Genomic DNA, 26,671 nt, shown 5'->3' with positions numbered 1-26,671 from the left:
ATGCAAAAATTATTCTTTTACACTTTAGTTGGCTGTTTTATTTCTTACCAAACCACTGCCCAGGAGATGGGTCACGTGCTATGGGGTTTAAAACTCGGTTACAACTATAACCTCAGTAGTTTTAAAACCAATAAACAACTGCCTGTTACAGGCGTTCATGGTGGTTACGGTGGTGTGATGTTAAAAATTCCCTTTGATAAAGGTGTTTACTTTGTGCCGCAGATAGATGCGAGTTACAGGGGCACCAAAACAGACTCTCTTCAAAAAAACGAACTCAGCAGTGTAAAAGAACTACACATCAGGGTAATGCCGTTACTCCAGGTAGAGTTTAATAAAGCTGAAGGCAGCAATAATACTTTTTTTCTGCAGTTAGGCCCTTCTGTTGGTTTTGGTATGAAGGGAACACAGGTAAAACAGGACGGTAACAATGTGCCTGTTAAAGGTAATCTCAAATATGGTTTCCAGTCTTATGGCCGCTATGATGCTAATTTTCATGCAGGGCTGGGTTATGAAACAACAAATGGTTTGAGGATTCTGCTGGACTATGCACATGGGTTGGGCAATATGATCAATACGGAGCAGGGCGGCCGTTTAAAATACAGAACCATCAGCCTTGGTATTGGTTATTGGTTTGGCAAGTAAACGGTTGCAGAACAAAGTTCAGCTTCCTGTGATAGCAATCATCCAAAGCTTCTTTAACAATCCTGCTGCAATAAAACACTTTGGTATTGAATTTGTCATAAAGACCTGATTGGTTAATTTTACAATCTCTGTTTTGCTGCGCCGCATTGTTAAAATACTATCCCGCATTCTGCTTACCCTGCTGTTATTGCTCATAACAGTATGGATACTTATTCAATTCACGCCTGTTCAAAACTGGCTGGTAAAGCAAACGGCACGTAAGCTGAGCCGTGAGTTAAACACGGAAGTACGGGTAAAGCATGTTGATTTTTCACTCTTTAATAAAATGCTGCTGGAAGGTGTGCTGGTAAAAGACCGGCAAAAGGATACACTTCTATATGCAGGCAGGTTGGGAGTAGCCATTACTGATTGGTTTTTTTTAAAAGATAAAGCAGAAATCAGCTATTTATCCCTGGAGCAAACACAGGTGTACCTGCACCGGAAAGACAGTGTGTGGAATTACCAGTTTCTCATTGATTACTTTTCCTCTCCTTCTTCCGGCTCCTCAAAAAAGAAAGGACTGGAACTAACGCTCAAAAAATTAACACTGCAGCAAATTCAGTTTATCCGCAAGGATGAATGGCGGGGTGTTACTGAGCAGGGTAATATCGGTTATCTCAATGCGGAGTTGGAAAAAATGGATCTCAGCAACAAAGAAATACGCATCAAACAACTTTTGCTGGAAGATCCCTTCTTTGCTATTTCAAATTATCCCGGGTTGAGACCTCCCAGGAAACCAAGCCCGGATGTGCACCAGGCAAATGATACTGTAGAACAGTGGAACCCCGAAAAATGGAAATTTCTTGCAACTGATATTCAAATCAAAAACGGAGAATTCAGGAACGATGTTCAAACAGAACGGGAAGCGTTTACTTATTTTGATGGAGCACATCTTCGCTTTTATGGTATTAACGGTGGGTTCAAAAATGTAGCCTTGCAGGGCGATTCACTTCATGCAGATCTGCAACTCAAAACCAAAGAACGCAGTGGCTTTACAGTGAACAACATGCAGGCGCATCTTCTTTTCCATCCCACAGGCATGGAGTTTACTGATATGTTGATTGAAACCCCCTTCAGCAGGTTAGGAAATTCCTTTGCCATGAGGTACAATCACTTCAATCATGACATGGCATCGTTTATCACCCATGTAAGAATGCAGGGTGATTTTGTAAACAGTAAAGTGCATACAAACGATATTGCTTTTTTTGCTCCTGAACTCAAAAACTGGAATGATGTAATCTATATCACCGGTAAAGCAAGCGGAAGCGTAGATCATCTTAAAGGAAATAAGATTACCATAACAACCGGACGCAATACTTTATTTGAAGGTGATTTTGTAATGGATGGATTGCCCGATATCAATAATACTTTTTTAGATATAAAAGCGGATCAGTTTAAAACAACTTACGGAGATGCAGTGCTCATTTATCCTGACTTAAAAAAGATAAAGAAGCCGGCACTTTCACAAATCAGTAATTTATTTTTCAAAGGTTCATTTACAGGTTTCATAAAAGACTTTGTTACGTATGGCACCATTCAAACGAATCTCGGCACTTTAGTTACAGATATTAATCTCAAGTTACCGGATGGCGCCCAGCCTATTTACTCCGGTAAACTTAAAACCACCGGTTTTGAATTAGGACGTTTCCTCAATGAAAGTTCCATTGGCCGTATCGCCATGGATGGCTCCTTAAAAGGCAGGAGTTTTGATCTGAATAAACTCTTTGCAGAAATTGATGGTAACATCAGTCAATTTTACGTTTATGGTTATAACTATCATAACATAACTGCTAAAGGAATTGTGGAAAGGAAAAAATTTGATGGTGCTCTTGCCATTAATGACAGTAATCTCACACTCAATATCACAGGCCTGATTGATTTTGGTAAAGACACCCCTGTTTACAAAGTAAATGGCATGGTTTACAAGTCTGATTTTAAAGCATTGGGTCTTACAAATAAAGACATCAGCTTCAGCGGTGATATTGACTTTAATTTCAAAGTAAAAACAATTGATGATTTTACGGGTACAGCTTTTATACAGAATGCTCAACTGATGAGTAATGGCAAACGCTTGTCTTTTGATTCTCTGTACCTGAGTAATACCAATCTTTCCCCTGCAATAAAACAACTCATTATACGCAGCAATGAAATAGATGCCCGGCTAACCGGTAATTACAACCTGCGTTATTTACCGGATGCAGCGCTTGCTTTTTTACACAACTATCTTCCCTCTTATATTCCACGGCCGGGAGTAAAAATGGCCAACCAGGATTTTGAATTTGATATCACCACGTTTAACATCAGTGAGTTTATTGATATACTTGATATACCTGTAAAAGGTTTTGATCAGTCAGTAATCAAAGGAACAATCAATACCATTCAGAATCAATTCAAACTGGATGTAAATGTTCCGGCATTTGCTTATAAAAATGTTTTGTTTGACCGGGTAAATATTACAGGCTCCGGAAACTTCGGCAATGTTGGTCTAACTGGCACTATCAGTGAAATAAGATTAACAGATAGCTTGCGGCTGCCCAATACAAGTTTCAACATTTCTGCCGCTAATGATACCGGCTCTGTGGTAATTAAAACCAGCGCTACACAAACTTTAAAAGATGCTGATCTGCGTGCCCGTTTTAAAGCGGCGCAGGATGGAATTACCATCACCTTTCAGCCATCAACATTGTTGCTCAATGAAAAGAAATGGGTCATTGAAAATGAAAGTGATCTGTTTGTGGGAAAAGGAAAAATTCATTCCAATGGTATAAAACTCAGCAGCGGTAATGAAGAATTGCTGGCCTATACGGAGCCATCGGGCATTGGTACTGATAATGACCTTGTGATTGAATTAAAGAAGTTTGAAGTTGGCGATCTTTTACCTTATTTCTTAACGGATCCGAGGCTGGAAGGAACTGTAACCGGAAGAATTGATCTGATGAACCCGCTGGGTAAAATTCATGTGGATGCTGATCTCAGAGCCGATCAGTTCCGTTTTAACAACGATTCCATCGGGAAAGTAATGATTACCTCTAACTACAACCAGGATAATGGTATCATCAATTACACCGTTGAATCAAAGAACGAAGGCCATGAATTTCTCATCAACGGTAACACCAATATTGCCGATCTTAAAAACATAGTCACCGATAATATCATTAAAATTGATAATACACAATTGAGCCTGTTAGATAACTACCTGTCAGTTATTATGAGTGACCTCAAGGGATCAGGTAATGGAATATTGCGTGTAAAAGGTAAAGGAGAGTCGCCGGAGATCATCGGTTCAGTCACACTATCCAAAGCTTCCTTTATTCTGGATTATACCAAGTGCAGGTACAATATTGCCGAGGGTACTTTATTAAACTTTAAAGAGGGACAGATTGATTTTGGTGATATTCATCTCTCCGATACAGCCGGAAGAAAAGCCACTTTCAGCGGAACGCTCAATCACCGGTTCTTTAAGAATATGTCTTTTGATATGTCGTTTGTAACAGACGATCCGGCCAAAGGGTTACTGGTACTAAATACCACACGGAGAGATAATGATTTGTTTTATGGTAAAGTGGTGGCCAATGCCAGCGGCAGCATCAGCGGCCCATCTAACAAACTGAAGCTGGAGCTGAATGGCGAGCCAACAGATAGTTCTTCACTTTACATTCCTACTTCTGATTCAAGAGTTACCGGTACGGCTGATTTTATTGTGTTCAGAAAGTATGGTAAAGAGATGAAGGCTGAAACGGAAATAAAAGATCTGAGCTCCTTGAATGTAGAACTGAATGTAATTGCCAATCCCTTTGCGAAAGTGTACCTCATACTCGATGAACTCACCAATGATATTATTGAAGGCCAGGGAACCGGAGCTATCAATTTACGTGTGGGTACTAATGAAAAGACAACTATCAACGGAAACTTTCAGATAACAAAAGGGCGCTATAACTTTAACTGGCAATCACTGTTTAAAAAGCCATTTCTTATTAACAGCGGTTCCATTCAGTGGACCGGAGATCCTTACAATGCAAGAATTGATATTGATGCCGCTTATCTTGTTGAAAATGTTGCCTTGCTGCCTGAGTTAACTACCGGCTGCAGTAATGAACGTTATAATTTGAGTGTTATCAGTAAGCTGAAAGGTTCCTTAAATAATCCACTCATTACGTTCCGTTTTGAATTACCACAGGGGCACCCCTGCCGTAACAATCCTGTAACTATTAATGGCTTAAATCAATTGTATAATAACCCGGACGAATTAAACCGCCAGGTATTTTCATTATTGCTGCTGGGTTCATTTAACTCCAGTGCTTCCGGTGTACAAAGTAACTCTATCACTTCTTCCATATTAACCAGTGCTGCAGGAACACTTTCTGAGTTTATTGCCCAGCAGGTAACCGTAGGTCTTGATGCGGTTTTGAAAAGTATTCCCGGTGTTAATAAACTTAAACTCGATCCTTACGTAACATTTACACCTGGTATGATTACTGGAGCACAGGCGCAGGGACTGGGCTTTCAGGGTACGGGAGGTTTTGGTTTTACCCGCAGATTATTGAACGGAAAATTATTGTTGAAAGCTGGAGGTTCTTACCTGGTTACATCCGGCCAGGCAACTTCACTCTACGGTAATAACCTCTTAACACCCGACTTGTCTATTGAGTGGTTGTTGAGCCCTGATGGCAAACTCCGTTTGATTGGTTTTTACAGAACCATTTTTGATTTGCAACGCAGAAGTAATCGTTCCGGTCTCAGCTTCAGCTATGTAAAAGACTTTGAAGATATTTTTAAGTAGCGACAGATTACTTCAGAATATCATGCCCCATCTTATCTCTTTTTGTTTCCAGGTAGCGGAGATTATGAGCATTGGGTTGAACAGCAATGGGAACTGTTTCGGTAATTTCTAAACCATAACCCAGCAAACCTGCTCTCTTCTTAGGATTATTGCTCATTAATTTCAGCTTGGTAATGCCGAGGTAACGCAGAATCTGGGCGCCAACTCCATAGTCTCTTGCATCCATAGGTAAGCCAAGATGTACATTGGCTTCAACAGTATCCAGTCCCTGCTCCTGCAGCTTGTAAGCCTTAAGCTTGTTAAACAGGCCAATACCCCTGCCCTCCTGGTTCATATACAGCACAACACCCTTTCCTGCTTCTTCCACCATTTGAAGAGCGCTGTGCAATTGTTCGCCACAATCGCAACGAAGGGAACCAAGTATATCACCCGTAAAACAGGAAGAATGCACCCTCACCAACACAGGCTCTCCCTGTTGCCAGTTTCCTTTAATGAGTGCCAGGTGCTCTTGGGCAGTTTCCTTTTCTTTAAAAGCCACCAGTTGAAAATGACCAAAGGCGGTGGGCATATCTACTCTTACCATTTCCTCAATCAGTGAATCCGTTTTCAAACGGTATTCAATCAGGTCTTTGATGGAGATGATCTTGAGATTAAACTGTTTGGCTATTTCTTCCAGTTGGGGCAAACGGGCCATGGTGCCATCTTCGTTCATGATTTCCACAAGTACACCGGCCGGTTCCAGTCCGGCCAGCCTTGCAAGGTCAACAGTAGCTTCTGTGTGGCCTGCCCGGCGGAGTACGCCTCCGTTCATAGCTCTTAACGGAAAAATATGTCCGGGTCTGGCCAGGTCTTCCGGTTTTGTTTCCGGTTCAATGAGGGCCTGGATGGTTTTAGAACGGTCCTGTGCCGATATGCCGGTGGTGGTTCCCCTGCCAATTAAATCAACGGAAACAGTAAAAGCGGTTTCATGAAGAGAGGTGTTACTGCTCACCATTGCGTTAAGTTCCAGCTCTTTACAGCGCTGATCAGTCAATGCGGTACAGATGAGTCCCCTGCCGTACTTGCTCATAAAATTGATCACTTCCGGGGTGGCAAAGCGGGCTGCAATGATAAAATCACCTTCATTTTCACGGTCTTCATCATCCACAACAATCAGCATTTTTCCGTTTCTTATATCTTCAATTGCACTTTCAATAGTATCCAGCATCTCTGTTTTTTGCGCAAAGGTAGTTGAAAGCCATGTTTCTCAGCCCGTAACAAGCTGATTCATTTTATTTTAAACCATTGCAGCATAGGCTGCTGCAACCCTGTCTTGAAACTTTAAGAATTGTTAATATTTCCTGCACTTTGTAAGGGGAGATTGTTGTTTCTTTGCACCCGTAAATAATAATTTGTATGCCAAAACTCAGAAAATTACTGCTGCCCGTACTTGCTATGTTTGTATCGATGGCCGCAGTTGCCCAGGTTACTACCAGTAGCATTTCAGGTACAGTTAAAGACAAAGGCGGTAACGCACTGGAAGGTGCTACCATTACCGCAACGCACACGCCTACCGGAACTGTTTATCAAACACTTTCCAAGAAAGGTGGTGTATTTACCATCCCGAATGCCCGCATTGGAGGTCCTTACAAACTTACCGTAGTGTTTGTGGGCCAGAAAACCTACGAAGTAGAAGGTTTCAATTTGTCACTCGGTGAACCTTATGACCTTAAAGTAGAAATGGGTGATGATGTAAAACAAATCACAGAAGTTGTGGTAACAGGTGGTAAAAGAAGAGGTACTGTTGAAAAAACAGGTGCTTCCACCAATATCAACAACCGCTTGATTACTACCATCCCTTCTATCAACCGTTCAATTGCTGATTTTACAAGATTAACTCCCCAGGCAAACGGAACCAGCTTTGCCGGTCGTGATGCCCGTTTAAACAACACACAGATTGACGGTGCCAACCTTAATAACAACTTTGGTTTGAGTAACGACCCCCTTCCCGGTGGTGGTAATCAGCCTGTATCGTTGGATATCATTGAGGAGATTTCTGTAAACGTTGCTCCGTATGATGTTACACAGGGTAACTTTACCGGTGCCGGTATCAACGTAGTTACAAAAAGTGGTACTAACCGTTTTCGTGGAAGCGCTTACACGTTCTACCGTGATGAATCTTTCAACGGAGAAAAAGTAGCCTCTACAAAATTGCCTGCCGCTACTGCCAGAACCAATAAAATTTTTGGCGGAACTTTTGGTGGTCCGATCATCAAGAACAAGTTATTCTTTTTTGCCGGTGGTGAGTATGAAGTTGAAAGCCGTCTGGGTGTTAACTGGACTCCTGCAGGAGGATCCGGTTTAAATAACATTTCAAGAGTTACTGTTTCTGATTTGAAAACCGTTTCTGACTTCCTCCGTTCACGTTACGGTTATGAAACAGGTGGTTATGATAACTTCCGCAATTTTGAAACCAAGAACTACAAAATTTTCGGACGTATTGACTGGAACCTTAATAAGGTACACCGTGTAACAGTTCGTTATAATGAAATGATAGGCGACCAGGATATCATTACAAACGCTACTTCAATTCCCAATAACCCGAACTATTCAGTTCCCGGTGGTACAGGCACAAGAACTAACCTGCCCCAGGGCCGTTGGAGCGCATTTGCAATGAGCTATGAGAACTCATTGTATGCTTTCAGAAACATCGTTCGCAATGGTGCTATTGAAATCAACAGTTCTAAAGGCGGTGTATGGGCTAATAAGTTAATTGCAACTTATACTCAAAATAAAACTACACGTACAACTCCCAGCACTTTGTTTCCTTTTGTTGACATCTTTGATGGTGCCGGAAACAACTATATCAGTTTCGGACGTGAACCTTTTTCTAATAATAATGATGTAACCAATAACATCTTTAACATTACTAACAACTTTAATCTTTTTGCCGGTAAGCATACCTTCACATTTGGAGGTACGTATGAGCAACAGTTTGTTGGTAACATGTTTATGCCTGGTTCTCAAAGTTATTACATGTTCCGCAACATAAGTGACTTTATCAACGGAGCAGCACCGGCAGCGTACAGCTACACTTATTCTCTTGTTCCCGGTAAAACAGATGCAAATGGTGGTGTTTATTCTGCCAATCTTCGTGTAGGTCAGTTAGGCCTGTATGCACAGGATGAAATTGCTGTGAACGATCGCTTTAAATTAACAGTAGGTTTAAGAGTTGATAAGGCTATTTATCTTGAAAGACCTCTTGAAAACCCAACTATCAAAGCGTATACTTTCTCTGATCAGGAAGGAAATCCTATTAACTACAGTACCGGTCAGTGGCCTTCTCAGAAATTTCTGTTTAGTCCGAGAGTTGGTTTCCGTTGGGATGTATATGGCGACAAAAACATGATCATCCGTGGTGGTGCGGGTTTATTTACCGGTCGCTTCCCGTTTGTATTCCTCACCAATATGCCGTCTAACAGCCAGATGTATCAAGGTAACGTAACAGTTACTTCCGGCTTAAACAACTATCTCTTTAACCCGAATCCAAATGCTTATAGAGGTAACTTCCCATCTGTAGCAGGTGGTCCTCTTCCTACAGGTGCTCAACCTGTGTTGATTGATCCTGATTTTGTGTTTCCGCAGGTTGCCCGTTTCAACATTGCAGTTGATAAGCGTTTAGGTAAGGGATGGTCAATTACATTAGAAGGTTTGGTGAACAAGGACCTGAACGCTATTGTAATGCGTAATGCCAACCAGAAAGCTACTGATGCAAGATTTAATGGTGCAGACACAAGACCACGCTTCTCTTCTACTGCCAGTACAACAAGACGTATTTACAACGAATTGCCTTCAGCAGTAGTTCTTGAGAATACAAACAAAGGTGGTGGTGTACAGTTATCAGCACAGGTAACAAAAGCATTTGCTAAAGGATGGTCTGCAACAGCTGCCTATACTTATACAGCTATGATGGATGTAACCTCTAACCCGGGAACCACAGCAGTATCTGTATGGAATGCAAACGCTACAACAAATACTCAAAATACATTGGAACTTGGTATGGCTTCTAATGCTATTCCTCACCGCTTCATAGCCAATGTTAGTTATACAGTAAAGTATGCCAAGCATTTTGCTACCAGTTTCTCACTGTTCTACGAAGGAAGTCCTCAAAACAACTTCAGTTTTGTTTATCAGAATGATATGAATGGCGATGGTAATGCTGCTGATTTGATGTACGTTCCACGTAACCAGTCTGAAATCATTTTTGTTCCGATAACCGGTGCAACTCCCTATAGTGCACAGGCACAATGGGATGCCTTCAATAAGTTTATTGATAACAGCCCGCTTAAGAAAAGAAGAGGTCAGTATGTAACCCGTAACGAAGCGTTGTATCCCTGGCTCCATAACGTAAACTTCCAGCTACAACAGGATTTTTATGTTAAAACAAAAGGTGGTACTACTCATACGCTCCGTTTACAGGCAGATATCATCAATTTTGCCAATATGATTAACAGGGATTGGGGTGTTAGATACTTTAGCTACCTCGGTCAAACCGGTAATTTAACACCGTTGATTTTTGACAGTGTTGATCCTACAACCGGTGCTCCCCGTTATCGTATGCAAACTGTATCAGGTCAATTACCTACCAAACCATTCCAGATCAACCGCAGTATTGCGAGTGTTTGGGGTATGCAGGTGGGTGTTCGTTACCTGTTCTAAAAACATAAGTTCTTATCAAAATAAAAACTCCGCTTAAAAGCGGAGTTTTTTATTATGAACAACTATCGGTTATAGACTATCAGTTTCTTCTACTCTCCCCATCCCCATTTCAAAAAATCAGGAAAAGCCTTAGCCCATGTAGGCACATCATGCTTCCCATCTGCCAGTTCAAGATATTCAATGGCATCGTCATTATATCCTTTTGCTTTTAATTCTTTAATAAGATCCAGCGCATCATCAATGGAATCAATAATGCCATTGTTGTTACGGTCTTTCTTTTCATCCAACGCTCCAGTTTGTATAAAAAACTCTAACCAGGGAGCAATCGTTTTTGTATTCCGGATTTGATTGTGCATGATCCGGTCGGCTTCATCCGTATACCCATCTTCATACGCTTTTTGACGCCACCATAACGAACCGGAAAATACACCCACCTTGGTGAACTCATGCGGATGATTCCAAACTATATCCAATGCCATTAATCCGCCTAACGAAAAACCGGCAAATGCTTTTTCCTTAAAATGAGGTACATGATATTTTTTCCTGATAAACGGAAGTAATTCTTCAAAAACAAAATGAGTGTAGGCTTCTGCTTTGGCCCCTCTTCCTAAATAATCGGTTTGAGCGGCTACACCATATTCATTTTTCCGATCAGGTCCGCAATGAATACCTACACAGAGCAAGGGTTCTATTTCATGATAGTAATAGAGGTCTTCCAGGATGGATTCAAAAGGCATTTTAGGTAAATCCTGCCCATCATTAATTAACAGCAGGCTCATGTTCTCAGGATGCTTTACATGTGTGGGCAGGTAAAAATCAATTTTCACATCCCTTTCCAGGTGCTCTGATTCCAGTTCTTTTTCTTCCACCAGAATACTCAAACTCTTTTCCTTATGCATAGTTTCAAAAATAAGGAAAAGGGCAAAATAAATTTGGAGGGAGTGAACGGGGTTTACAAAATGTGCACTATATTGATGCAACATTATAGCAAATAAGAATAACATCCTTCACTCCTCAAATTGTATTGTTATGAAAAAAATCGGCATCCTGCATGGTAAAGAACGCTCCTTTCCGTTGGCATTTGTTGAGCGTATTAACAGTAAAAAAATAGATGGCATCATGGCTGAACCCGTACGCATTGAAAAAGTAGTACAGGGTGAAGGAAATGGCTATGCTGTTATTGTGGACCGTATATCGCAGGATGTGCCACATTACCGTGCCATGCTTAAGAACGAAGCCATTGCCGGATGTGCAGTAATCAACAATCCTTTTTGGTGGAGTGCAGATGATAAGTTTTTCAATAACTGCCTTGCTACAAAAATCAATGTACCGGTTCCTAAAACCGTGATTCTTCCTTCCAAAGACCGCCCGGATGATACCGGTGAAGAATCCTTCACCAACCTTGCTTACCCAATGGATTGGGAAGGCATGTTTAACTACATCGGCTTTCCTGCTTATATGAAACCATTTGCAGGGGGCGGCTGGAAGAATGTATACAAGCTTCGTAATGCGGAAGAGTTTTTTGAAAAGCATGCGGAAACGGGTCAACTGGTAATGCTGCTGCAGGAAGAAATTCAGTTTGAAGAATATTATCGTTGTTATTGCATCGGCCGCAAGTATGTTCGAATAATGAGTTATGAACCACGCAACCCGCATCATCTGCGTTATGTAGCCGACTTTAAACCCAGTGCTGAAAAACTGCAGATGATGACTGACATTGTACTCCGCATCAACAACTACCTCGGTTATGATTTTAATACAGTAGAGCTTGCGTTACGCAATGGTGTTCCTTATGCCATTGATTTCTGTAACCCCGCTCCTGATGCTGACCTGGCCAGTGTGGGACAGGAAAATTTTGACTGGGTGGTGGAAGCAGCTGCTACTTATGCCATAGAACGGGCGATGGAGCAAAAAGACGGACAGGATAATTTAACCTGGGGTGAATATGTAAAAAGAGGTGCTAATAAACAGCAGTTGTACTAAGCCGTTTATATGTTTACGCAATACGATCCTGATAAGAATGAATACAGTATGGTGGAGGAACCGGATCCTTCCTTAGAATATTCTTATGCTGATTACCTGAAATGGAAGTTTGAAGAACGGGTAGAATTAATAAGAGGAAGGATCATGAAAATGACCGCTCCTAACAGAAAGCATCAGGAGGTTGCAGGAGAATTATTCACTCAGTTTAAGAATTATCTGAAAGGAAAAAGCTGTAAAGTTTATGTAGCTCCATTTGATGTTCGTCTTCCTAAAAGAGCTGAAACAAATGACACTAATATCTACACTGTAGTGCAACCGGATATCTGTGTTGTTTGCGATGAGCAGAAATTAGATGATAAGGGTTGTATGGGTGCTCCTGATCTCGTAGTGGAGATTCTTTCACCTGGTAATTCAAAAAAAGAAATTCGCATCAAACATGAGTTGTATGAAGAAGCAGGCGTAAAAGAATACTGGATTGTAAATCCTGTGGAGGAAAATGCAGCTGTTTTCATTCTGAATAAAGACGGTAAATACGATGGTGCCCGGTTGTATGGCAGCGGAGATATGATTCCTTCTGTTGCGGTTCCTGGGTTTGCTGTTAATACCAATGATATTTTTTCAACTTAAAAACACATTATGGGCTCTATTAACTATAAACAATTTACACTGGGTGTAGAGGAAGAATACATGGTGTATGATCCTGCTACAAGAGAACTCAAAAGCCATGAGCAACGCATTGTAACCGAAGGACAAAAAGTAATCAAGGATAAAGTAAAAGCTGAAATGCACCAGGCCGTGGTGGAAGTGGGCACCGATATTTGTGCCAATATTGATGAAGCCTACGCTGATGTTGCAACACTCCGCCGCACTATCAGTGGTATTGCCGGTGAAATTGGATTAGCAGTTGGCGCCAGCGGTACACATCCTTTCAGCCATTGGCAGGATCAGTTGATTACCGATCATGTTCGTTATAATCAGCTTGTAAATGAACTGCAGGAAGCTGCAAGAAGCAATCTCATTTTTGGGTTGCATGTACATGTGGGTATGCAGGACAGAAAGATGGCCATTCATTTAGCTAACAGCGCCCGTTATTTTCTGCCGCATGTGTATGCACTTAGTACCAACTCACCTTTTTGGGAAGGAAGATTAACCGGTTACAAGAGTTTCCGCACCAAAGTGTTTGATAAGTTTCCACGCACCGGCATTCCTGAATACTTTGACAGTATTGAAGCTTATGATAATTATGTAGCACTGCTGATTAAAACCAATTGTATTGATAATGCCAAGAAGATCTGGTGGGATTTAAGAGTACATCCATTCTTCAACACCATTGAGTTCCGTATTTGTGATGTGCCCATGACGGTAATGGAAACCATTGCTATTACGGCATTGTTCCAGGCTATTACCGCCAAGCTGTACAAACTGCGTAACAAGAACATGAACTTTATTCAATACCAACGTGCATTGGTGAATGAAAATAAATGGAGAGCCAGCCGTTATGGTATTGATGGATACCTGATTGATTTTGGCAAGGAAGAAGAAACCAATACCCGTAGTTTGATTTATGAGCTGCTTGACTTTGTAGATGATGTGGTGGATGAGTTAGGTTGTCGTTATGCCATCAATTTTATACCCAAAATGCTGGAGCAGGGCACCGGTGCTGACCGACAGTTGAAAGTATATGAACAAACCAAACATTTACCAACCGTGGTTGATTATATCGGAAGCCAGTTTTTAGCGGGGATATGAGTAAGATTGGTATTCAAATTATTTTTCCGAAAAGGTAACCGGGTGTTTATTTTTTAAGTGGCATTTTTATTTTCGCTGATTCTAAATATTTCTTCAGGTCATCATATTGGTTTCTGAATAATATTTTTTGATTGTAAATTTTGATTCGATAGTTATTTAGCTGTGAATTATCTGGTGGATAATCTCCTGTATATCCCGGTTTATCATAACCTTCAACAATATTTATATTTTTTTTCAATTCTATGCAAGTTTGATAAAGTAGGTTCCATTTGGTTTGACATAAAGAATCATATAGTAAATAACGATTAGAGTTGCCCTTTTCAAGTATTGGCAAGAATGAATTTACTAAGTTATACATGGTATCATTTGAAGGTCCGGCACTTGTTGAAAAATATCGATAGGTTAAATTTGAAATTTTTAGATTATTGGATAACATTATCATTTCAAAAAAACTGGATACCAATAAATTGTTTTGGTCATTAACTTGTAAACCAAGTAAATCATTATTTGTCTTCAAATTTTCATTTGAAATTGAAATTTGTGACTGCGCAGAAGAGACCAACTGATTATTTTGTTTAATTAAATTTTGTAATTCACCTATTTGATTTTCAGAGTTCTCGGCTAATTTTGTAAGAACATTTATTTGCAAGTCTTGCTTCCTTAGCAGTTCTTCCATATTGTCAATTTTTGTGACAATATCACGATTTTCATATGTTAATTTTATTGACCAAGCGCTAAAATAAACAGCAGCTATTGCTAATAATATAGAAGCCCAACCTGTAAGTCTTTGAAACCAAAGCGATAACCCTTTTTTAGATTTATTCTCGCTAATGGTAGATTCAATTTTAATTAAACTTTCAGAAGACTTCTTGGCAATCGAATCTATATAACTAATTTTTTTATTAAGGGTCTTTAGGATTTTCAAAAAGTTTAAGCTAGACTTCTTCATAATTACTATTTATTTCTCAAAATACGCCACCGTCCCTCCTACCCATTCCTTATCTTTATTATAACGTACACCAATCATTTTTCCTTTACTCATACGTGCCAGGTTAATAGCAGCATGCGGACGTTTATCTCCTTCCTTCCATACATACATCATTCTTATTTCTACTTTAGCCGGTCCATCAGGTGTTTCAATCACATCCGCATAATTTACCTTACGTTGCAATATATAGTTTTCAGGATCTTCGATGGCATCAATATCCTCCCTCGTTACATCAATCTTTACACCCTGGCCGGCAAAAGAAAACAAAGGCTTCAATACATAGCGGCTTAAATCATCGGGCAGTTGTTTTACTTCATTTAAGAAAAATGTTTGCGGTACAAACTGATGATTGATGTACGGCAAGGTGTATTTGCTTATGCGGTAAAACCAGTTAGGATGCGGTAACCATTCCACATCAAGATCAGCAGTAATATCCACAACACTTCCAAGGGAAGCACGGTTGGCTTTAAAGTCATCAAAAATGATACGGTTATAAATGCGTTTTACTTTTGTTTTAACACCGTTGTTGATATAAAACAATTCACGGCCTTCCTGTATTAAATCAGTAAGATTTACGGTTTCAATTCCGGTGTAATCTTTGGTGCAGCGAAAATCAATTCTTGTTTTCTGTTCATCTGGATTTATTTCCAACAGTATCACCTGTTCTTTCGGCAAATCACCCACAATCAACTCCCGCAGCATTTGCAGATAGGTTTCTTTTGTATAACCGTTAAGATAATGACTGTAGCTGGATGGAATGGAAAAATGCCGCCCCAGCATTTCAGGATAATATACCTGGAAGGCATACAGTGTGGGGAAGCCCTGCATTTCAATGAGCTGTGGTTCCAGTTCGCCCTGGTCGTTGAGACATACACCAAAATCAAACGAAATCATATGTGAAATACCGGACTCATGCGGCACTTTTTCGCCTTGTGGGATCGCATTCTCCGTAAGCTTTTCAAAATCCGGATCGCAAATCACATCCACAATACTTTCACAGGCATTCAGAAGTTTTTCTTTAAAAGCCTTATCAACAAATACCGGCGTTTCGCTCACCCTGAATTCAATATCTCCCGGATGCTTACTGTCAAGATCAGCCAGGAATGCCTTGTATTTTTCTACTGTAAATTGTTCATTAAACTGTGTACGCAGATTGGAAACCATAGATCGCTGTTTTGCTTTCTAAAAATAGATGGTTTCTTTGAAACGTAACGGAGAATTATACAGTTTCAGGCACTGGTGCAAAAACGGCACGGAACAGGAAATTAGGAAGTATATGTGCATAGGTCCACATAATTTTATCCGGATCGCCCAGGTGCTCAATCATGCTTTGCCATTTATCAAAACCGTGGTTATCAATCACTGTTTTTTTCTTTTCATCTGTTTGCAGGTACATACTCATACCGGGTGCATCCGCCTCCGGGTGAAACTGTGTGCCGATCATATACTCGTTAAAACGAACGGCCATGATTGCACGCTCGTAAGGTACATGTGGGCGATCTTTTTCAATACAAAGCAGCCGGATGCCTCTTTGTGTTAAATCTTTAATATCAGGCTGTATCACCTGGTAATCCCTGCTGTCAACAGCATAGAAAGGATCTTTCAATCCATCAAATACAGGTTCTGTAACCAGCGTTTGCATGAGATGAACAGGAAATACTCCAAAGGCAGTTGATTTTCTTTTGGAAACAGTACCTACATTAAAATAGCGGCAGGCAATCTGGAACGAGTGGCAGATAAAGAATACATGCTTTTTATGTTCCGCTTCTTCTTTTTGATTCCAATCCAGCACCTGTTGCAACCAGTTGAAATATTGTTCTTCCCAGAGTTGACCTTCCCCATCAAACGGACTGCCCGGCCCACCTGATGAAATGAACATATCATAACTGAGATCAGGTATTTCGTTTTTACCACGCACATCAAATTCATCCCAACTCAGGTCAATGTGATGTTCTTCGCCAAAGAGATTAAGAATTTCACGGATACATCGCATGCCCTGGTTGGCAACGCCATTGTACAGATCCAGAACAGCAACTTTTACAGGCTTTCTTTTTGCCAAACTCATAGCCGCAAATGTACCGAAAAACAACAGTTAGAAAGATTACTACAGTTTCCACAACTGTGGATAGGTAATAAAAAAGCCTGTTTTATGCAAACAGGCTTTATACAAAACTCAACTCATCAGAGGGCGGACAGGAATTGATGAATTTTATCAAGACTTGAAAGTTCCGGTTTTACAAACGTGCTGAAATTGGCAATCACTTTTTCATCTTTTACACCGAGGTAATAACTGTCGGCCACTTTTGAAATGGTTACAATTTTTACGTCACTGTTCACGGGAATATTCGGGAATGAAAAAGTACGCAGGCTGCTGTTGCCACTTAACTGTACAACGGAACGGAATGATTTAAACACGAGGTACACCGCTGTATTAGCATTGGAAAAAAGATTGGGCAATACCACATTTACTTCTGTTTTTGGTGCTGTAGGTTCCAAAAGACGATCTACATTTAACCAACCGGTTCTTGTTGTTGACACTGCATAACCTTTTAAAAACGGCGCCGTATTGGAAGACCATATACCCACCTGTGAGCCATCATTAGCAGGCAGCCAGTTAAATAAGCCGTTAACGGTTGGCGCAATGCTGTTATAATACAAACTCATTCCTGTTTTAGGGGCTTCATCAGGGTATTTGATGTAAATGTTTTTATTGGGGTTAACAGTAAGAGCAGTACCTGTTGATGTTACAAGTTTCACAAAGAAGGCGCCACCTGATTCCAAAGGAAAGCGATTGGAACTGGTGGGAATATTATAACGGATAAAATCACCTTTCTTTTGTACCAATACAAATTCAGCACGTACGATTCCTGTATATTCAGCACCTGTAGCAAGTAAAGCTGTTCTTGGAATTTCAATAACAAAACCAGCAGAGGTACGGATTGAAGTATCAGTAGAAGCGCTTACCTGCTGTACAGTAAAGCTCCCGGAAATTTTTTCAGATAACTGTATCACCTGGGCATTACTGTTTAAAGTATTAACCCATGCACTATCCAGTTGCTGTCCCGGATCAGGAATAAAAATGTCTGTATCCTTCTGGCAGGAAACCAGGAGAAACAGAATAACGCCAAGTGTTATAAAATACGTTTTCATGTGTAATCAATTTAAAAAGGTGTTTTTCCAGGTGTTGAAACTTCCGTAACTATTTGATGCCGGTATCAACGGTAACGCTGCCCTTTCGGTAATAAATTATAACGAATACCTAATTGCATACCGGTTATGATATAGCGTTGTTTTACGTAATTGGTTGATTGTGTTACAGGGTTAAAGTTGTAACGCATATAAGGTTCGCCAAACAAATGAACACGATCATTCAATCGTTTATAAATACTTACACTGGCAAACATGCCGATTCCGATATTGCTCCGCCAGTGATTGGCATTGCTGCCTGATGCTGTTGAAATACGAACGGGTTTATATGCAGAGTCCAGCACTTCACCGCTGTACATAGAAGTGATATTAAAAACAGGCCCGGCATTAATGGCAAAATGCATGAGCTCCGGGTTGCCGAATTCATAAGAGAAAATAACCGGCAAATCAATAAACCGGTAACGGTTATACGTAGTGCGGTAACGGGTACCTGTTTGCTCATAATACATGGTATCACGGATAAACAGTGTATCGCCGGGCGAACGTACTACGGTTCGGATAGTAATGATTTGGGTTAACTGCCTTGAGTTTTCAGTAACTAATTTTAAACGTTCGTTGATTTGACTATAATTTACGCCTGTTTTAATCAAGGTCTTTTCACCCAGGTTTTTTACAAGCCGCACTCCTGCGCTGTAACTGGTGCGGTAATCTTCAGTGTTTTTTCGCTCTGCTAAATACGATGGTGATGTGTTAGAGGCATTGATACTTCTTACATTATAATCCGGAGCAATATAGAATTCAAAATATAAATCTCTTCTTCTGGGTCCGTTAATGGTGGGACAGGAAGGTTTGTTTTGCGGCAATGCAATAGCACCAAGCTTTAATATTGGTTTTTTTTGATTGCGTAAACTGCTGCCGGTAAGCTGTAACGTATTGGTCGCATCAGAAGATGGCTCCTGCACTGATTGAGGTGTTGATGCCTGATTAGATGTTGCAGATGTATTGGCAACTGATGTTGATTGATTGAAACGCTTATTCGAATAAAAGGGTTGTACTGTTGATGATTTGCTGAATAGTTTATTTTTTGCTTTGTCAGTTGAAACAAAATCTGTTTTGGTGGATGAGGCAGGTACCAATGTTTCATTTGCTGATGCAGTTACAGTTGAAGTTGTATTTACAGATTGATTGGATGAAGTTGCTGTTTTATCGGATACTGATCCATCAGTTGTTGTAACCGGAACAACTTTAAGTTTATGCTCATCAGCAATTGTATTTTTTTGAACAAGTGTTTGATTGATTTGCTTTGATTTTATTTCCAGCAAAATCACCCCCGTGCTGATCATGAGCAATACGCCAATGGCCAGGAACCAATAACGTTTATTCAGGAAAAAGAAACCACGACGGTCATCTTTTTCTTTTTGCATCCGTTCCCATACATGCATGGGTGCCCCGGAGTCGTACCGCTCCAGTTTGGATTTAATGAATTCATCAAATAATTTATCCGTCATACTGCCACCGGTTTTTGCAGTTTAGAAATTTCGTTTTGGAGGTATCTTCTCGCCTTAACCAATTGGGAGCGGCTGGTACTGTCTTTTATATTAAGCATTTCAGCAATCTCTTCATGACTGTAACCTTCAATTACATGCAGGTTAAAAACAATTTTATATCCTTCCGGCATATTATGAATGAGCCTCAGCAAATCATTCTCGCCTAAATGGGTATAAGCAGCCGGTTCCAGGCTACTGCCCTGCTGCACAGTTACATCCGGCTTTATTTCATCAAACCGTATTTTTTTCTTCTGGCAATGTTTCAAAGCCGTATTCACCACTATGCGGCGGATCCATCCTTCAAAAGAGCCTTCAAATTTGAATTGAGAAAGATTGCGGTAAACTTTTACAAACGACTCCTGCAGCAGATCTTCCGCCTCCATGCTATCCACAGCATACCTCAGGCAAACGGTAAGCATTTTGCCGGCAAACCGCTCAAACAGCAGCCGCTGGCATTGCACATCATTCCGGATGCAGCCCTGGATCAGTTGTTGTTCTGTGAGTGTCAGATTATAGCATTGTTCTGGTTACGAGATTCGGGTCAACTATTTAACGCTGCCCGTGCCGTCTTATTTTAGTAAAAAAGGCTGCCTTAAGGGGCAGCCTGGTATAATTTGATAGAAACCGACTTGAATTACATGCCGATATCCATTTTCTTTTGCTTTAAACCGCCCAGCGAAGGGTCCATTTCAATGGCTTTATCACATAACGCCATGCCCTTTTCTTTTTGCCCCATTTTCTGGTAGGACATGCCGATCATGTAGAGGGAACGGGCGCTTTTAGTATCTAACTGCAATACTTTATCCCAATTGTCAATGGCCGCCTGGTATTGACCGCTTTTATAATAAGCTTCTGCCAGGGCATAGGTTACCGCAACACTATAAGGCCTTTTTTCCAGCGACTTTTGCAAGAGCTCCGTTGCTTTTATAAAATTGCCGGTGTTCATATAGCTGTATGCCAGGTTCTCATAAAAATCAGCGTTTTGCACCCATCCTCTTTGTGCCGCCAGTTCAAACATGGCAATGGCGTTTTTATCATCAGGAATGGAGTAATACACCATTCCTGCTTCATACACATAACGGGCATTGGTGGTATCAAGAGTTGCTGCTTTTTTGTAAAAAGGAATGGCTTGTTTGTAGCGCTCCATTTCTACATAACTGCGGCCAATCGTGTAAAACAACATGGCATTTGCCGAGTCTTTTTCAATGGCGTACAAAAGACGATTGATGGCGAAAGGATAATTTTCAAGATAGTAATGACACATACCTGCTATCTGGTGCAAAGGCTGGTCTTTATGTTTTGATTCCCAACGCTCCGTAAATGAAAGTGCTTCCTTATGGCGGCCAAGATTGTAATAGAGTTGTGCTAATTGCTGAAAAGTGGCTTCATTATCCGGTTCCAACTGATGCCATTTTGTATAGGCTACAACGGCCTGGCGGTAATTACGTGTTTCCACGGCATAAGCTCCCATGGCCTGCAAGGCAGCAACATTGGTGGAATCAAACTGAATGGATTTTTCAAACAGGTTGAGCGCCTGCTGAATGCGGCGTTCCTGAACAGCCTGGTTTGCTTTTGATAAATAAAAATCAGAACTGTCCCTGTTTTGTGCCTTTGCTGAAAGACCCAGGACTAAAATAACGAGAATGGAAAATGAGGATTTCATGGATATAGAACTGTTGGTATCTAAAATTAAGATTCCTGTAATTACAACGAGCTAAAACCCTGCCGTTTTTTGCTTTTTAGGTGTTTATCTGAGGATTAAAGCTCCTAAAGGTGGCAAATTCAGACTCAACTTATACCAGTTTTCTTCTTTGTCTGTTACAGTAACCTTTACTTCCGGGTTAGTAACGTTTCCGGAGCCCCAGAATTGTTTATCATCACTGTTAAATAATTCCTGCCATTTATCTTTCCCCTGCACATGCACTTCCCAGTTTTCACGAACTACCGGAGTCATGTTTAAAACTACCAGTACATCATCTTCAGGCTTTTTGCCTTTACGCTTATACACCATCACTGATTCGCTTCTGTGATTTAAATCCACCCATTCAAAACCAAATTGGTTGAATTGGTTTTCATACAAAGCCGGTTCTGATTTGAGGAGGTGACAAAGCTGCTTCACACATTCACGCATGCCTTTGTGGGAATCGTATTGAAGCAGTTCCCATTGTAACTCACTCTTGTAATTCCATTCACTGGTAGCTCCAAACTCATCACCCATAAACAAAAATTTTCCGCCGGGATGTGTAAACATATAACTGTACATCAAACGCAGGTTGGCAAATTTCTGCCATTCATCGCCGGGCATTTTATACAGCATAGGACTCTTGCCATGTACTACTTCATCATGACTGAGCGGTAACATGAAATTCTCATCATAGTAATACATCATACTGAAAGTGAATTGATCCTGTTGGTGCTGACGGTACAAGGGATCCTGTTTAAAATACTTCAATGTATCATGCATCCAGCCCATCATCCATTTCATGCCAAAGCCAAGACCATCTTCAAAAGTAGGTTTGGAAACACCGGGCCAGTCTGTGGCTTCTTCGGCAATGGTTTGCACATCGGGCAAATCACGGAAGATAGTTTCGTTTAAATCTTTTATGAAAGCAATTGCTTCGAGGTTGCCATCACCGCCAAACTCATTGGGCTCCCATTGCCCGGCAGTTCTTGAATAGTTGAGTTTGAGCATGGATGAAACTGCATCTACCCGTAACCCATCAACATGAAAATTTTTCAACCAGTGCATAGCGCTGCTGATGAGAAATGATTTTACTTCTCCCCTTTTGTAGTTGAAAATATAACTGTTCCAGTCAGGGTGATACCCCTTGCGCATATCAGCATACTCATAGGTATGCGTACCATCAAACATAAACAGGCCATGTGCATCATAAGGAAAATGAGAAGGCACCCAATCCAGTATCACCCCGATTCCTTCTTCATGAAAACGATCTACCAGGTTCATGAATTGTTGTGGATTTCCATAACGGGATGTAGGTGCAAAGTAACCGGTGCCCTGGTAACCCCAACTGCCATCAAACGGATGTTCCATTACAGGCATGAGTTCTACATGTGTAAATCCCATTTCTTTTACATAGTTCACCAACCGATCAGCAAAATAATCATAACTGTGGTAGACTTCTTCATTATTTCGGTCGGGCCGCATCCAACTGGCCAGGTGTACTTCATACACACTCCATGGCGCATCCAGTTTGTTATGGTCTTTGCGTTTTTTCATCCATGCTTCATCCCGCCAGTTATAATTCAACTCCCATGTGATGGACGCTGTTTTAGGACGCACTTCCCAAAAGTGCGCATAGGGATCGCCTTTGTCTAATTTCAAGCCGGCATAACCATGAATATGATATTTATATGATTCACCTTTGGCAATATTGGGAATAAACCCTTCCCAGATGCCGCTGTTATCAAGGCGAACATATAACGGATGACTTATAGGATTCCAGTGATTAAAATTTCCGATCACTGAAACAAAGGATGCATTGGGTGCCCACACTGCAAAGTAATAACCATCCGTGTCCAGCACTTTCATGGCATGAGAACCAAACAATTCATAGCAACGGTAATTGGTGCCGTTTTGAAAATTGGCAATATCATCTCCTTCAAAGCGGGAATAATTCCAGACGGGTTTGGAGGTATCTACAAAGTGATAGTCTTCGTAACGTTGAGGTAGAGTCGAGTTTGATGATAAAACTTCCTCAGACGAGCCGGTCTTTTTCGATGCTTTTGCCATTGGGAATGCATTTGTTTAAAAGTAAATGAAAAAGGCGACATTGCTGTCGCCTTTCTATGAATTAAATCAAACTAACTGAACGGTATAATTTCGTTCTGAATTTATCCTGATTTAAAGAATTTCAATTATTTAACGCAGTTCTAATACCAAATTACTCACCGGCAGCAACGTAATTGTTTTCTCCAGTTTAAACACCTGCCCTGCTGCTACATCCAGCGCTGCAGTATAGCCTTTTATTCGTTCTTCAAATCTTGCCAGATCAATGGTTTTAGGTTCTGCATTTGTATTCATGATGCACATTACCGTTTGCTTACCATCATAACGGAAATACACATACACACCATCTATGGGCAGGTATTGCATAAACTTACCTGTTTTGATAGCGCTTGATTGTAAACGGAAATTGGCGAGTGTTTTAATGTAGTTGAAGATAGAATTTTCTTTTTCTGTTCTTCCTGCTGCTGTAAACTTATTGGCAGCATCACCTTCCCATCCGCCGGGGAAACCCCAACGCACATAACCATCGTTGGGCGATGTTACACCTGTCATCAGTATTTCATTACCATAATACATTTGCGGAATACCTCTGCAGGTGAGCAACCATGCAAAGGCCATCTTGTATTTAGCCGTATCTTCTCCTACGGTGGAATAAAAACGGCTGATATCATGATTATCTAAAAAGATCACCTGGCGCATAGGATCTTTATACACTACATCCTGTGCCAGTGTGGTGTACAGTTTATTCACTCCTTCTGTCCATCCGAATTTTTCATTACAGGCAGGCGTAATACCATAAAACAAGGTTTGAAAATCTGTAGTCGCCTGCATGTTACTCTTGTATTTGATGTTAAATACATTTTCGCAGAAGTAAGCCTGGTTAATCACCCCATGTACCCAGGTTTCACCAAAAATGGTGATTTTAGGATATTCATCATACAGTGCCTTGTTACAACGATTCATAAAATCCAGATCATTGTACGCATAGGTATCAATACGAAAACCATCAATACCAAACTCCTCTACGCTCCAGATGGCGTGTTGTATTAAAAAGTTCTGAACAAATTTATTGCTGTGATCCCAATCAGGCATTGATTTCACAAACCAACCATCACTCATAAGTTTCTTATCCACCATAGAAGCATAGGGATCAAACAAGGCCTGGTCTTTATAATTGGTTTGAGTAAATGTGGGCCAGCGATGGAACCAGGTGCTGTCCGGCATATCACGGTACAAAACATGTTCAATACCCACATGATTGTACACCGCATCACTCACATACTTCATTCCTTTTTGATGCATGGCCTGCACCAGGTTTTTTAAACCCATATAACCACCGAGGCGAGGATCAACTTTATAATGATCTGTAAATGCATAACCATGCTCTGTACGTTCGGGCATATCATTTTCCCAAACAGGATTCAGCCACAGCGATGTAACGCCGAGGTCTTTTAAATAGTCGAGATGATTTTGAATGCCTTTTAAATCACCACCATGACGGTTGAATACGGTATCACGACGGAGCGTTTGATCCCGCATGCCAGGAACTTTATCATTCATTTTATCACCATTGCTGAAACGATCCGGCATGATGAGATACATGAGATCAGCCGATGTAACACCTTGTGCAAACTCGGTACCACGGCCCGGTCTTCTGCTACTGATGTTAAATTCAAAATTGACAGGATCATTTCCCTTACGTGTACGGATGCCAATAGTGCCCGGTTTTGCAGTGGGTGCAATAGTCATATCGAGGATCACATAATTTTTATTAGCAAACCTGTTTACTTTGGAAATTGTTACACCCGGATAAGTAGTAGTAAATCCTGTATGGTTGCCCACTCCTTCTCCACGGATCATCAATTGAATTTTATTATACTTCATACCAATCCACCAGTTAGCCGGATAGGTATTGTACATGATTTGTGCAGATGAAAAAGTTACTGCAAGGCATAGTAACTTGAACGTAATCAATAATTTTTTCATGATTATACTTTTTCTTCTTTGATTTTGATGGCTCCGGGGTCATAAACATAAATCACACTCACCGCAGCACATAACATAAATATACCTGCCAGTACAATGGCATAAATCGGTTGATTATTATAAACATTCTTTACAAGCGGGCCACCTACAATTCCGTTTAAGATTTGAGGAAGGGTAATAAAGAAATTAAAAATGCCCATGTAAATTCCCATCTTACCTGCAGGAATGGAACTTGAAAGAATCACATAAGGCATGGCCAAAATACTCGCCCATGCAATGCCCACTCCCACCATGGATAATACAAGCAATTGCGGATCTTTAAAGAAATAAAATGAAATCAATCCCAATCCTCCGCAGATTAACGATAGTGAATGAGTACGCTTACGGCCAATTTTTCCTGCAATAAACGGAAGACACAAAGCCCAGATAGCAGATACAAAATTGTACACACTGAATAAAATTCCTACCCAGTCACCGGCTTCACGGTAAGCATCTGAACTTTTATCGTCAATGGATAAGCCATAAGTATGCGTAGCCACTGCATCATTGGTAAACACCCACATTCCAAACAAAGCAAACCAGCTGAAGAATTGTACGAGCCCCAGCTGCTTCATGGTTTTGGGCATATTGGCAAAGTCTTTAAAGATGCTGCTTAAACCGGCACCATGATCTTCATTTTTACCATGATACTTCTCATACTCATCGGGCGGATATTCTTTTGTTTTAAAAACAGTAATTAAAATGGCAATGATAAAAACCAATGCTCCCAGGTAAAAAGCCCACTTCACATTATCTGCCACAACACCTTCATCAGCTTTATTAGAAATACCAAACCAGTTGGTAAGTATCCATGGAAATGCTGAACCAACAATGGCTCCCACACCAATTAAAAATGTTTGAATTGAAAATCCGGTGGTACGTTGTGAATCAGGAAGGTTATCTGCTACCAATGCACGGAACGGTTCCATTGCGAGATTAAAGCAGGCATCCATGATCATTAACATACCTGCACCAATGAATAAGGCAGGTGCAATGGCAGTAAACAATGATGCATTGGGCATTAAACACAATGCAATGGAAGAAAGAATTGCACCTGATAAAAAATAAGGTCTTCTTCTTCCTAAACGATTCCAGGTGCGATCGCTGTAATGACCAACAATGGGCTGAACAATCATACCTACGACTGGTGCTGCCAGCCAGAACCAGGACAGATGTTCAACATCTGCACCAAAAGTTCGTAAAATGCGTGATGCGTTTCCGTTTTGTAATGCAAATCCAAACTGAATTCCGAGAAAGCCGAAACTCATATTAAAGATTTGCCAGAAAGATAAATGTGGTTTAGGTACAAGCCCTGCAGATGATGC

Annotated in this window: 18 protein-coding genes; 6 read left to right on the top strand and 12 right to left on the bottom strand. The window is 40.8% G+C overall.

What is annotated here, in order from left to right; all coding sequences use genetic code 11:
* Together PDL71_RS11300 and PDL71_RS11295 are read left to right on the top strand one after the other, a co-directional pair.
* On the top strand, nt 1-642 hold the full coding sequence (locus PDL71_RS11300) for a porin family protein (protein WP_407521039.1): 642 nt from the start codon (nt 1-3) through the stop codon (nt 640-642).
* A 133-nt stretch (nt 643-775) separates the two neighbouring features.
* Entirely contained in the window at nt 776-5,461 is a 4,686-nt protein-coding gene (locus tag PDL71_RS11295; protein WP_407521037.1) for a translocation/assembly module TamB domain-containing protein, read from the top strand.
* Nucleotides 5,462-5,468: 7 nt separating this feature from the next.
* On the opposite strand, the gene PDL71_RS11290 is transcribed toward PDL71_RS11295, so the two are convergent.
* A complete protein-coding gene (locus PDL71_RS11290; RefSeq protein ID WP_407521035.1) occupies nt 5,469-6,668 on the bottom strand; it encodes a bifunctional 3,4-dihydroxy-2-butanone-4-phosphate synthase/GTP cyclohydrolase II in 1,200 nt (399 codons plus the stop codon).
* Nucleotides 6,669-6,856: 188 nt separating this feature from the next.
* Here PDL71_RS11290 and PDL71_RS11285 point away from each other — a divergent pair, with 188 nt between their 5' ends.
* Nucleotides 6,857-10,159, top strand: a complete 3,303-nt coding sequence (locus tag PDL71_RS11285; protein WP_407521033.1) for a TonB-dependent receptor domain-containing protein — start codon at nt 6,857-6,859, stop codon at nt 10,157-10,159.
* Between the two features lie 89 nt (nt 10,160-10,248).
* On the opposite strand, the gene PDL71_RS11280 is transcribed toward PDL71_RS11285, so the two are convergent.
* On the bottom strand, nt 10,249-11,058 hold the full coding sequence (locus tag PDL71_RS11280; protein WP_407521031.1) for an alpha/beta hydrolase: 810 nt from the start codon (nt 11,056-11,058) through the stop codon (nt 10,249-10,251).
* A 130-nt stretch (nt 11,059-11,188) separates the two neighbouring features.
* On the opposite strand from PDL71_RS11280, the gene PDL71_RS11275 reads away from it, so the two are divergent.
* From PDL71_RS11275 to PDL71_RS11265, 3 genes are read left to right on the top strand one after another with little or no spacing between them, the layout of a single operon-like run.
* Nucleotides 11,189-12,142: a RimK family alpha-L-glutamate ligase gene (locus tag PDL71_RS11275; RefSeq protein ID WP_407521029.1), complete on the top strand. Its 954-nt coding sequence runs from the start codon at nt 11,189-11,191 to the stop codon at nt 12,140-12,142.
* 9 nt (nt 12,143-12,151) lie between these two features.
* Nucleotides 12,152-12,769, top strand: coding sequence for a Uma2 family endonuclease (locus tag PDL71_RS11270; RefSeq protein WP_407521027.1), 618 nt, complete (start codon nt 12,152-12,154; stop codon nt 12,767-12,769).
* Nucleotides 12,770-12,778: 9 nt separating this feature from the next.
* Nucleotides 12,779-13,891: a carboxylate-amine ligase gene (locus PDL71_RS11265; RefSeq protein ID WP_407521025.1), complete on the top strand. Its 1,113-nt coding sequence runs from the start codon at nt 12,779-12,781 to the stop codon at nt 13,889-13,891.
* A 46-nt stretch (nt 13,892-13,937) separates the two neighbouring features.
* Here PDL71_RS11265 and PDL71_RS11260 read toward each other — a convergent pair whose 3' ends face one another.
* The 10 genes from PDL71_RS11260 to PDL71_RS11215 all read right to left on the bottom strand — a co-directional run bounded on the left by PDL71_RS11260 (nt 13,938) and on the right by PDL71_RS11215 (nt 26,614).
* Nucleotides 13,938-14,840: a hypothetical protein gene (locus PDL71_RS11260; RefSeq protein ID WP_407521023.1), complete on the bottom strand. Its 903-nt coding sequence runs from the start codon at nt 14,838-14,840 to the stop codon at nt 13,938-13,940.
* A gap of 9 nt (nt 14,841-14,849) precedes the next feature.
* A complete protein-coding gene (locus PDL71_RS11255) occupies nt 14,850-16,043 on the bottom strand; it encodes a hypothetical protein (protein WP_407521021.1) in 1,194 nt (397 codons plus the stop codon).
* A 55-nt stretch (nt 16,044-16,098) separates the two neighbouring features.
* Nucleotides 16,099-16,944, bottom strand: coding sequence for a type 1 glutamine amidotransferase (locus tag PDL71_RS11250; protein WP_407521019.1), 846 nt, complete (start codon nt 16,942-16,944; stop codon nt 16,099-16,101).
* Nucleotides 16,945-17,060: 116 nt separating this feature from the next.
* Nucleotides 17,061-18,029, bottom strand: coding sequence for a hypothetical protein (locus PDL71_RS11245; RefSeq protein WP_407521017.1), 969 nt, complete (start codon nt 18,027-18,029; stop codon nt 17,061-17,063).
* Nucleotides 18,030-18,094: 65 nt separating this feature from the next.
* Complete coding sequence (locus PDL71_RS11240; protein WP_407521015.1) at nt 18,095-19,534, bottom strand: hypothetical protein; 1,440 nt, start codon at nt 19,532-19,534, stop codon at nt 18,095-18,097.
* Entirely contained in the window at nt 19,531-20,034 is a 504-nt protein-coding gene (locus PDL71_RS11235) for an RNA polymerase sigma factor (RefSeq protein WP_407521013.1), read from the bottom strand. The genes PDL71_RS11240 and PDL71_RS11235 overlap by 4 nt, the downstream gene beginning before the upstream one ends.
* Before the next feature lie 173 nt (nt 20,035-20,207).
* On the bottom strand, nt 20,208-21,236 hold the full coding sequence (locus PDL71_RS11230; RefSeq protein ID WP_407521011.1) for a tetratricopeptide repeat protein: 1,029 nt from the start codon (nt 21,234-21,236) through the stop codon (nt 20,208-20,210).
* A gap of 84 nt (nt 21,237-21,320) precedes the next feature.
* Complete coding sequence (gene glgB, locus PDL71_RS11225; RefSeq protein WP_407521009.1) at nt 21,321-23,324, bottom strand: 1,4-alpha-glucan branching protein GlgB; 2,004 nt, start codon at nt 23,322-23,324, stop codon at nt 21,321-21,323.
* A gap of 129 nt (nt 23,325-23,453) precedes the next feature.
* Nucleotides 23,454-25,307 (bottom strand): alpha-amylase family glycosyl hydrolase, encoded by a 1,854-nt coding sequence (locus PDL71_RS11220; RefSeq protein WP_407521007.1) that lies wholly within the window; start codon nt 25,305-25,307, stop codon nt 23,454-23,456.
* Nucleotides 25,308-25,309: 2 nt separating this feature from the next.
* Complete coding sequence (locus PDL71_RS11215) at nt 25,310-26,614, bottom strand: MFS transporter (RefSeq protein WP_407521005.1); 1,305 nt, start codon at nt 26,612-26,614, stop codon at nt 25,310-25,312.
* Nucleotides 26,615-26,671: the final 57 nt, after the last annotated feature.

Origin of the sequence: Lacibacter sp. MH-610 (genome assembly GCF_045780045.1) — a bacterium.
Taxonomy (GTDB): Bacteria; Bacteroidota; Bacteroidia; order Chitinophagales; family Chitinophagaceae; genus Lacibacter.
Note: the sequence above shows the minus strand (reverse complement) of the source record. Positions and strands in the feature narration are given on the sequence as shown.

Excerpts from the sequence above, each read along its gene's own strand:
- PDL71_RS11300 (WP_407521039.1), top strand. The coding sequence starts at position 1 with ATGCAAAAATTATTCTTTTACACTTTAGTTGGCTGTTTTATTTCTTAC.
- PDL71_RS11290 (WP_407521035.1), bottom strand. The coding sequence starts at position 6,668 with ATGCTGGATACTATTGAAAGTGCAATTGAAGATATAAGAAACGGAAAA.
- PDL71_RS11285 (WP_407521033.1), top strand. The coding sequence starts at position 6,857 with ATGCCAAAACTCAGAAAATTACTGCTGCCCGTACTTGCTATGTTTGTA.
- PDL71_RS11280 (WP_407521031.1), bottom strand. The coding sequence starts at position 11,058 with ATGCATAAGGAAAAGAGTTTGAGTATTCTGGTGGAAGAAAAAGAACTG.
- PDL71_RS11275 (WP_407521029.1), top strand. The coding sequence starts at position 11,189 with ATGAAAAAAATCGGCATCCTGCATGGTAAAGAACGCTCCTTTCCGTTG.
- PDL71_RS11270 (WP_407521027.1), top strand. The coding sequence starts at position 12,152 with ATGTTTACGCAATACGATCCTGATAAGAATGAATACAGTATGGTGGAG.
- PDL71_RS11265 (WP_407521025.1), top strand. The coding sequence starts at position 12,779 with ATGGGCTCTATTAACTATAAACAATTTACACTGGGTGTAGAGGAAGAA.
- PDL71_RS11260 (WP_407521023.1), bottom strand. The coding sequence starts at position 14,840 with ATGAAGAAGTCTAGCTTAAACTTTTTGAAAATCCTAAAGACCCTTAAT.
- PDL71_RS11255 (WP_407521021.1), bottom strand. The coding sequence starts at position 16,043 with ATGGTTTCCAATCTGCGTACACAGTTTAATGAACAATTTACAGTAGAA.
- PDL71_RS11250 (WP_407521019.1), bottom strand. The coding sequence starts at position 16,944 with ATGAGTTTGGCAAAAAGAAAGCCTGTAAAAGTTGCTGTTCTGGATCTG.
- PDL71_RS11245 (WP_407521017.1), bottom strand. The coding sequence starts at position 18,029 with ATGAAAACGTATTTTATAACACTTGGCGTTATTCTGTTTCTCCTGGTT.
- PDL71_RS11240 (WP_407521015.1), bottom strand. The coding sequence starts at position 19,534 with ATGACGGATAAATTATTTGATGAATTCATTAAATCCAAACTGGAGCGG.
- PDL71_RS11230 (WP_407521011.1), bottom strand. The coding sequence starts at position 21,236 with ATGAAATCCTCATTTTCCATTCTCGTTATTTTAGTCCTGGGTCTTTCA.
- glgB (WP_407521009.1), bottom strand. The coding sequence starts at position 23,324 with ATGGCAAAAGCATCGAAAAAGACCGGCTCGTCTGAGGAAGTTTTATCA.
- PDL71_RS11220 (WP_407521007.1), bottom strand. The coding sequence starts at position 25,307 with ATGAAAAAATTATTGATTACGTTCAAGTTACTATGCCTTGCAGTAACT.
- PDL71_RS11215 (WP_407521005.1), bottom strand. The coding sequence starts at position 26,614 with ATGAGTTTCGGCTTTCTCGGAATTCAGTTTGGATTTGCATTACAAAAC.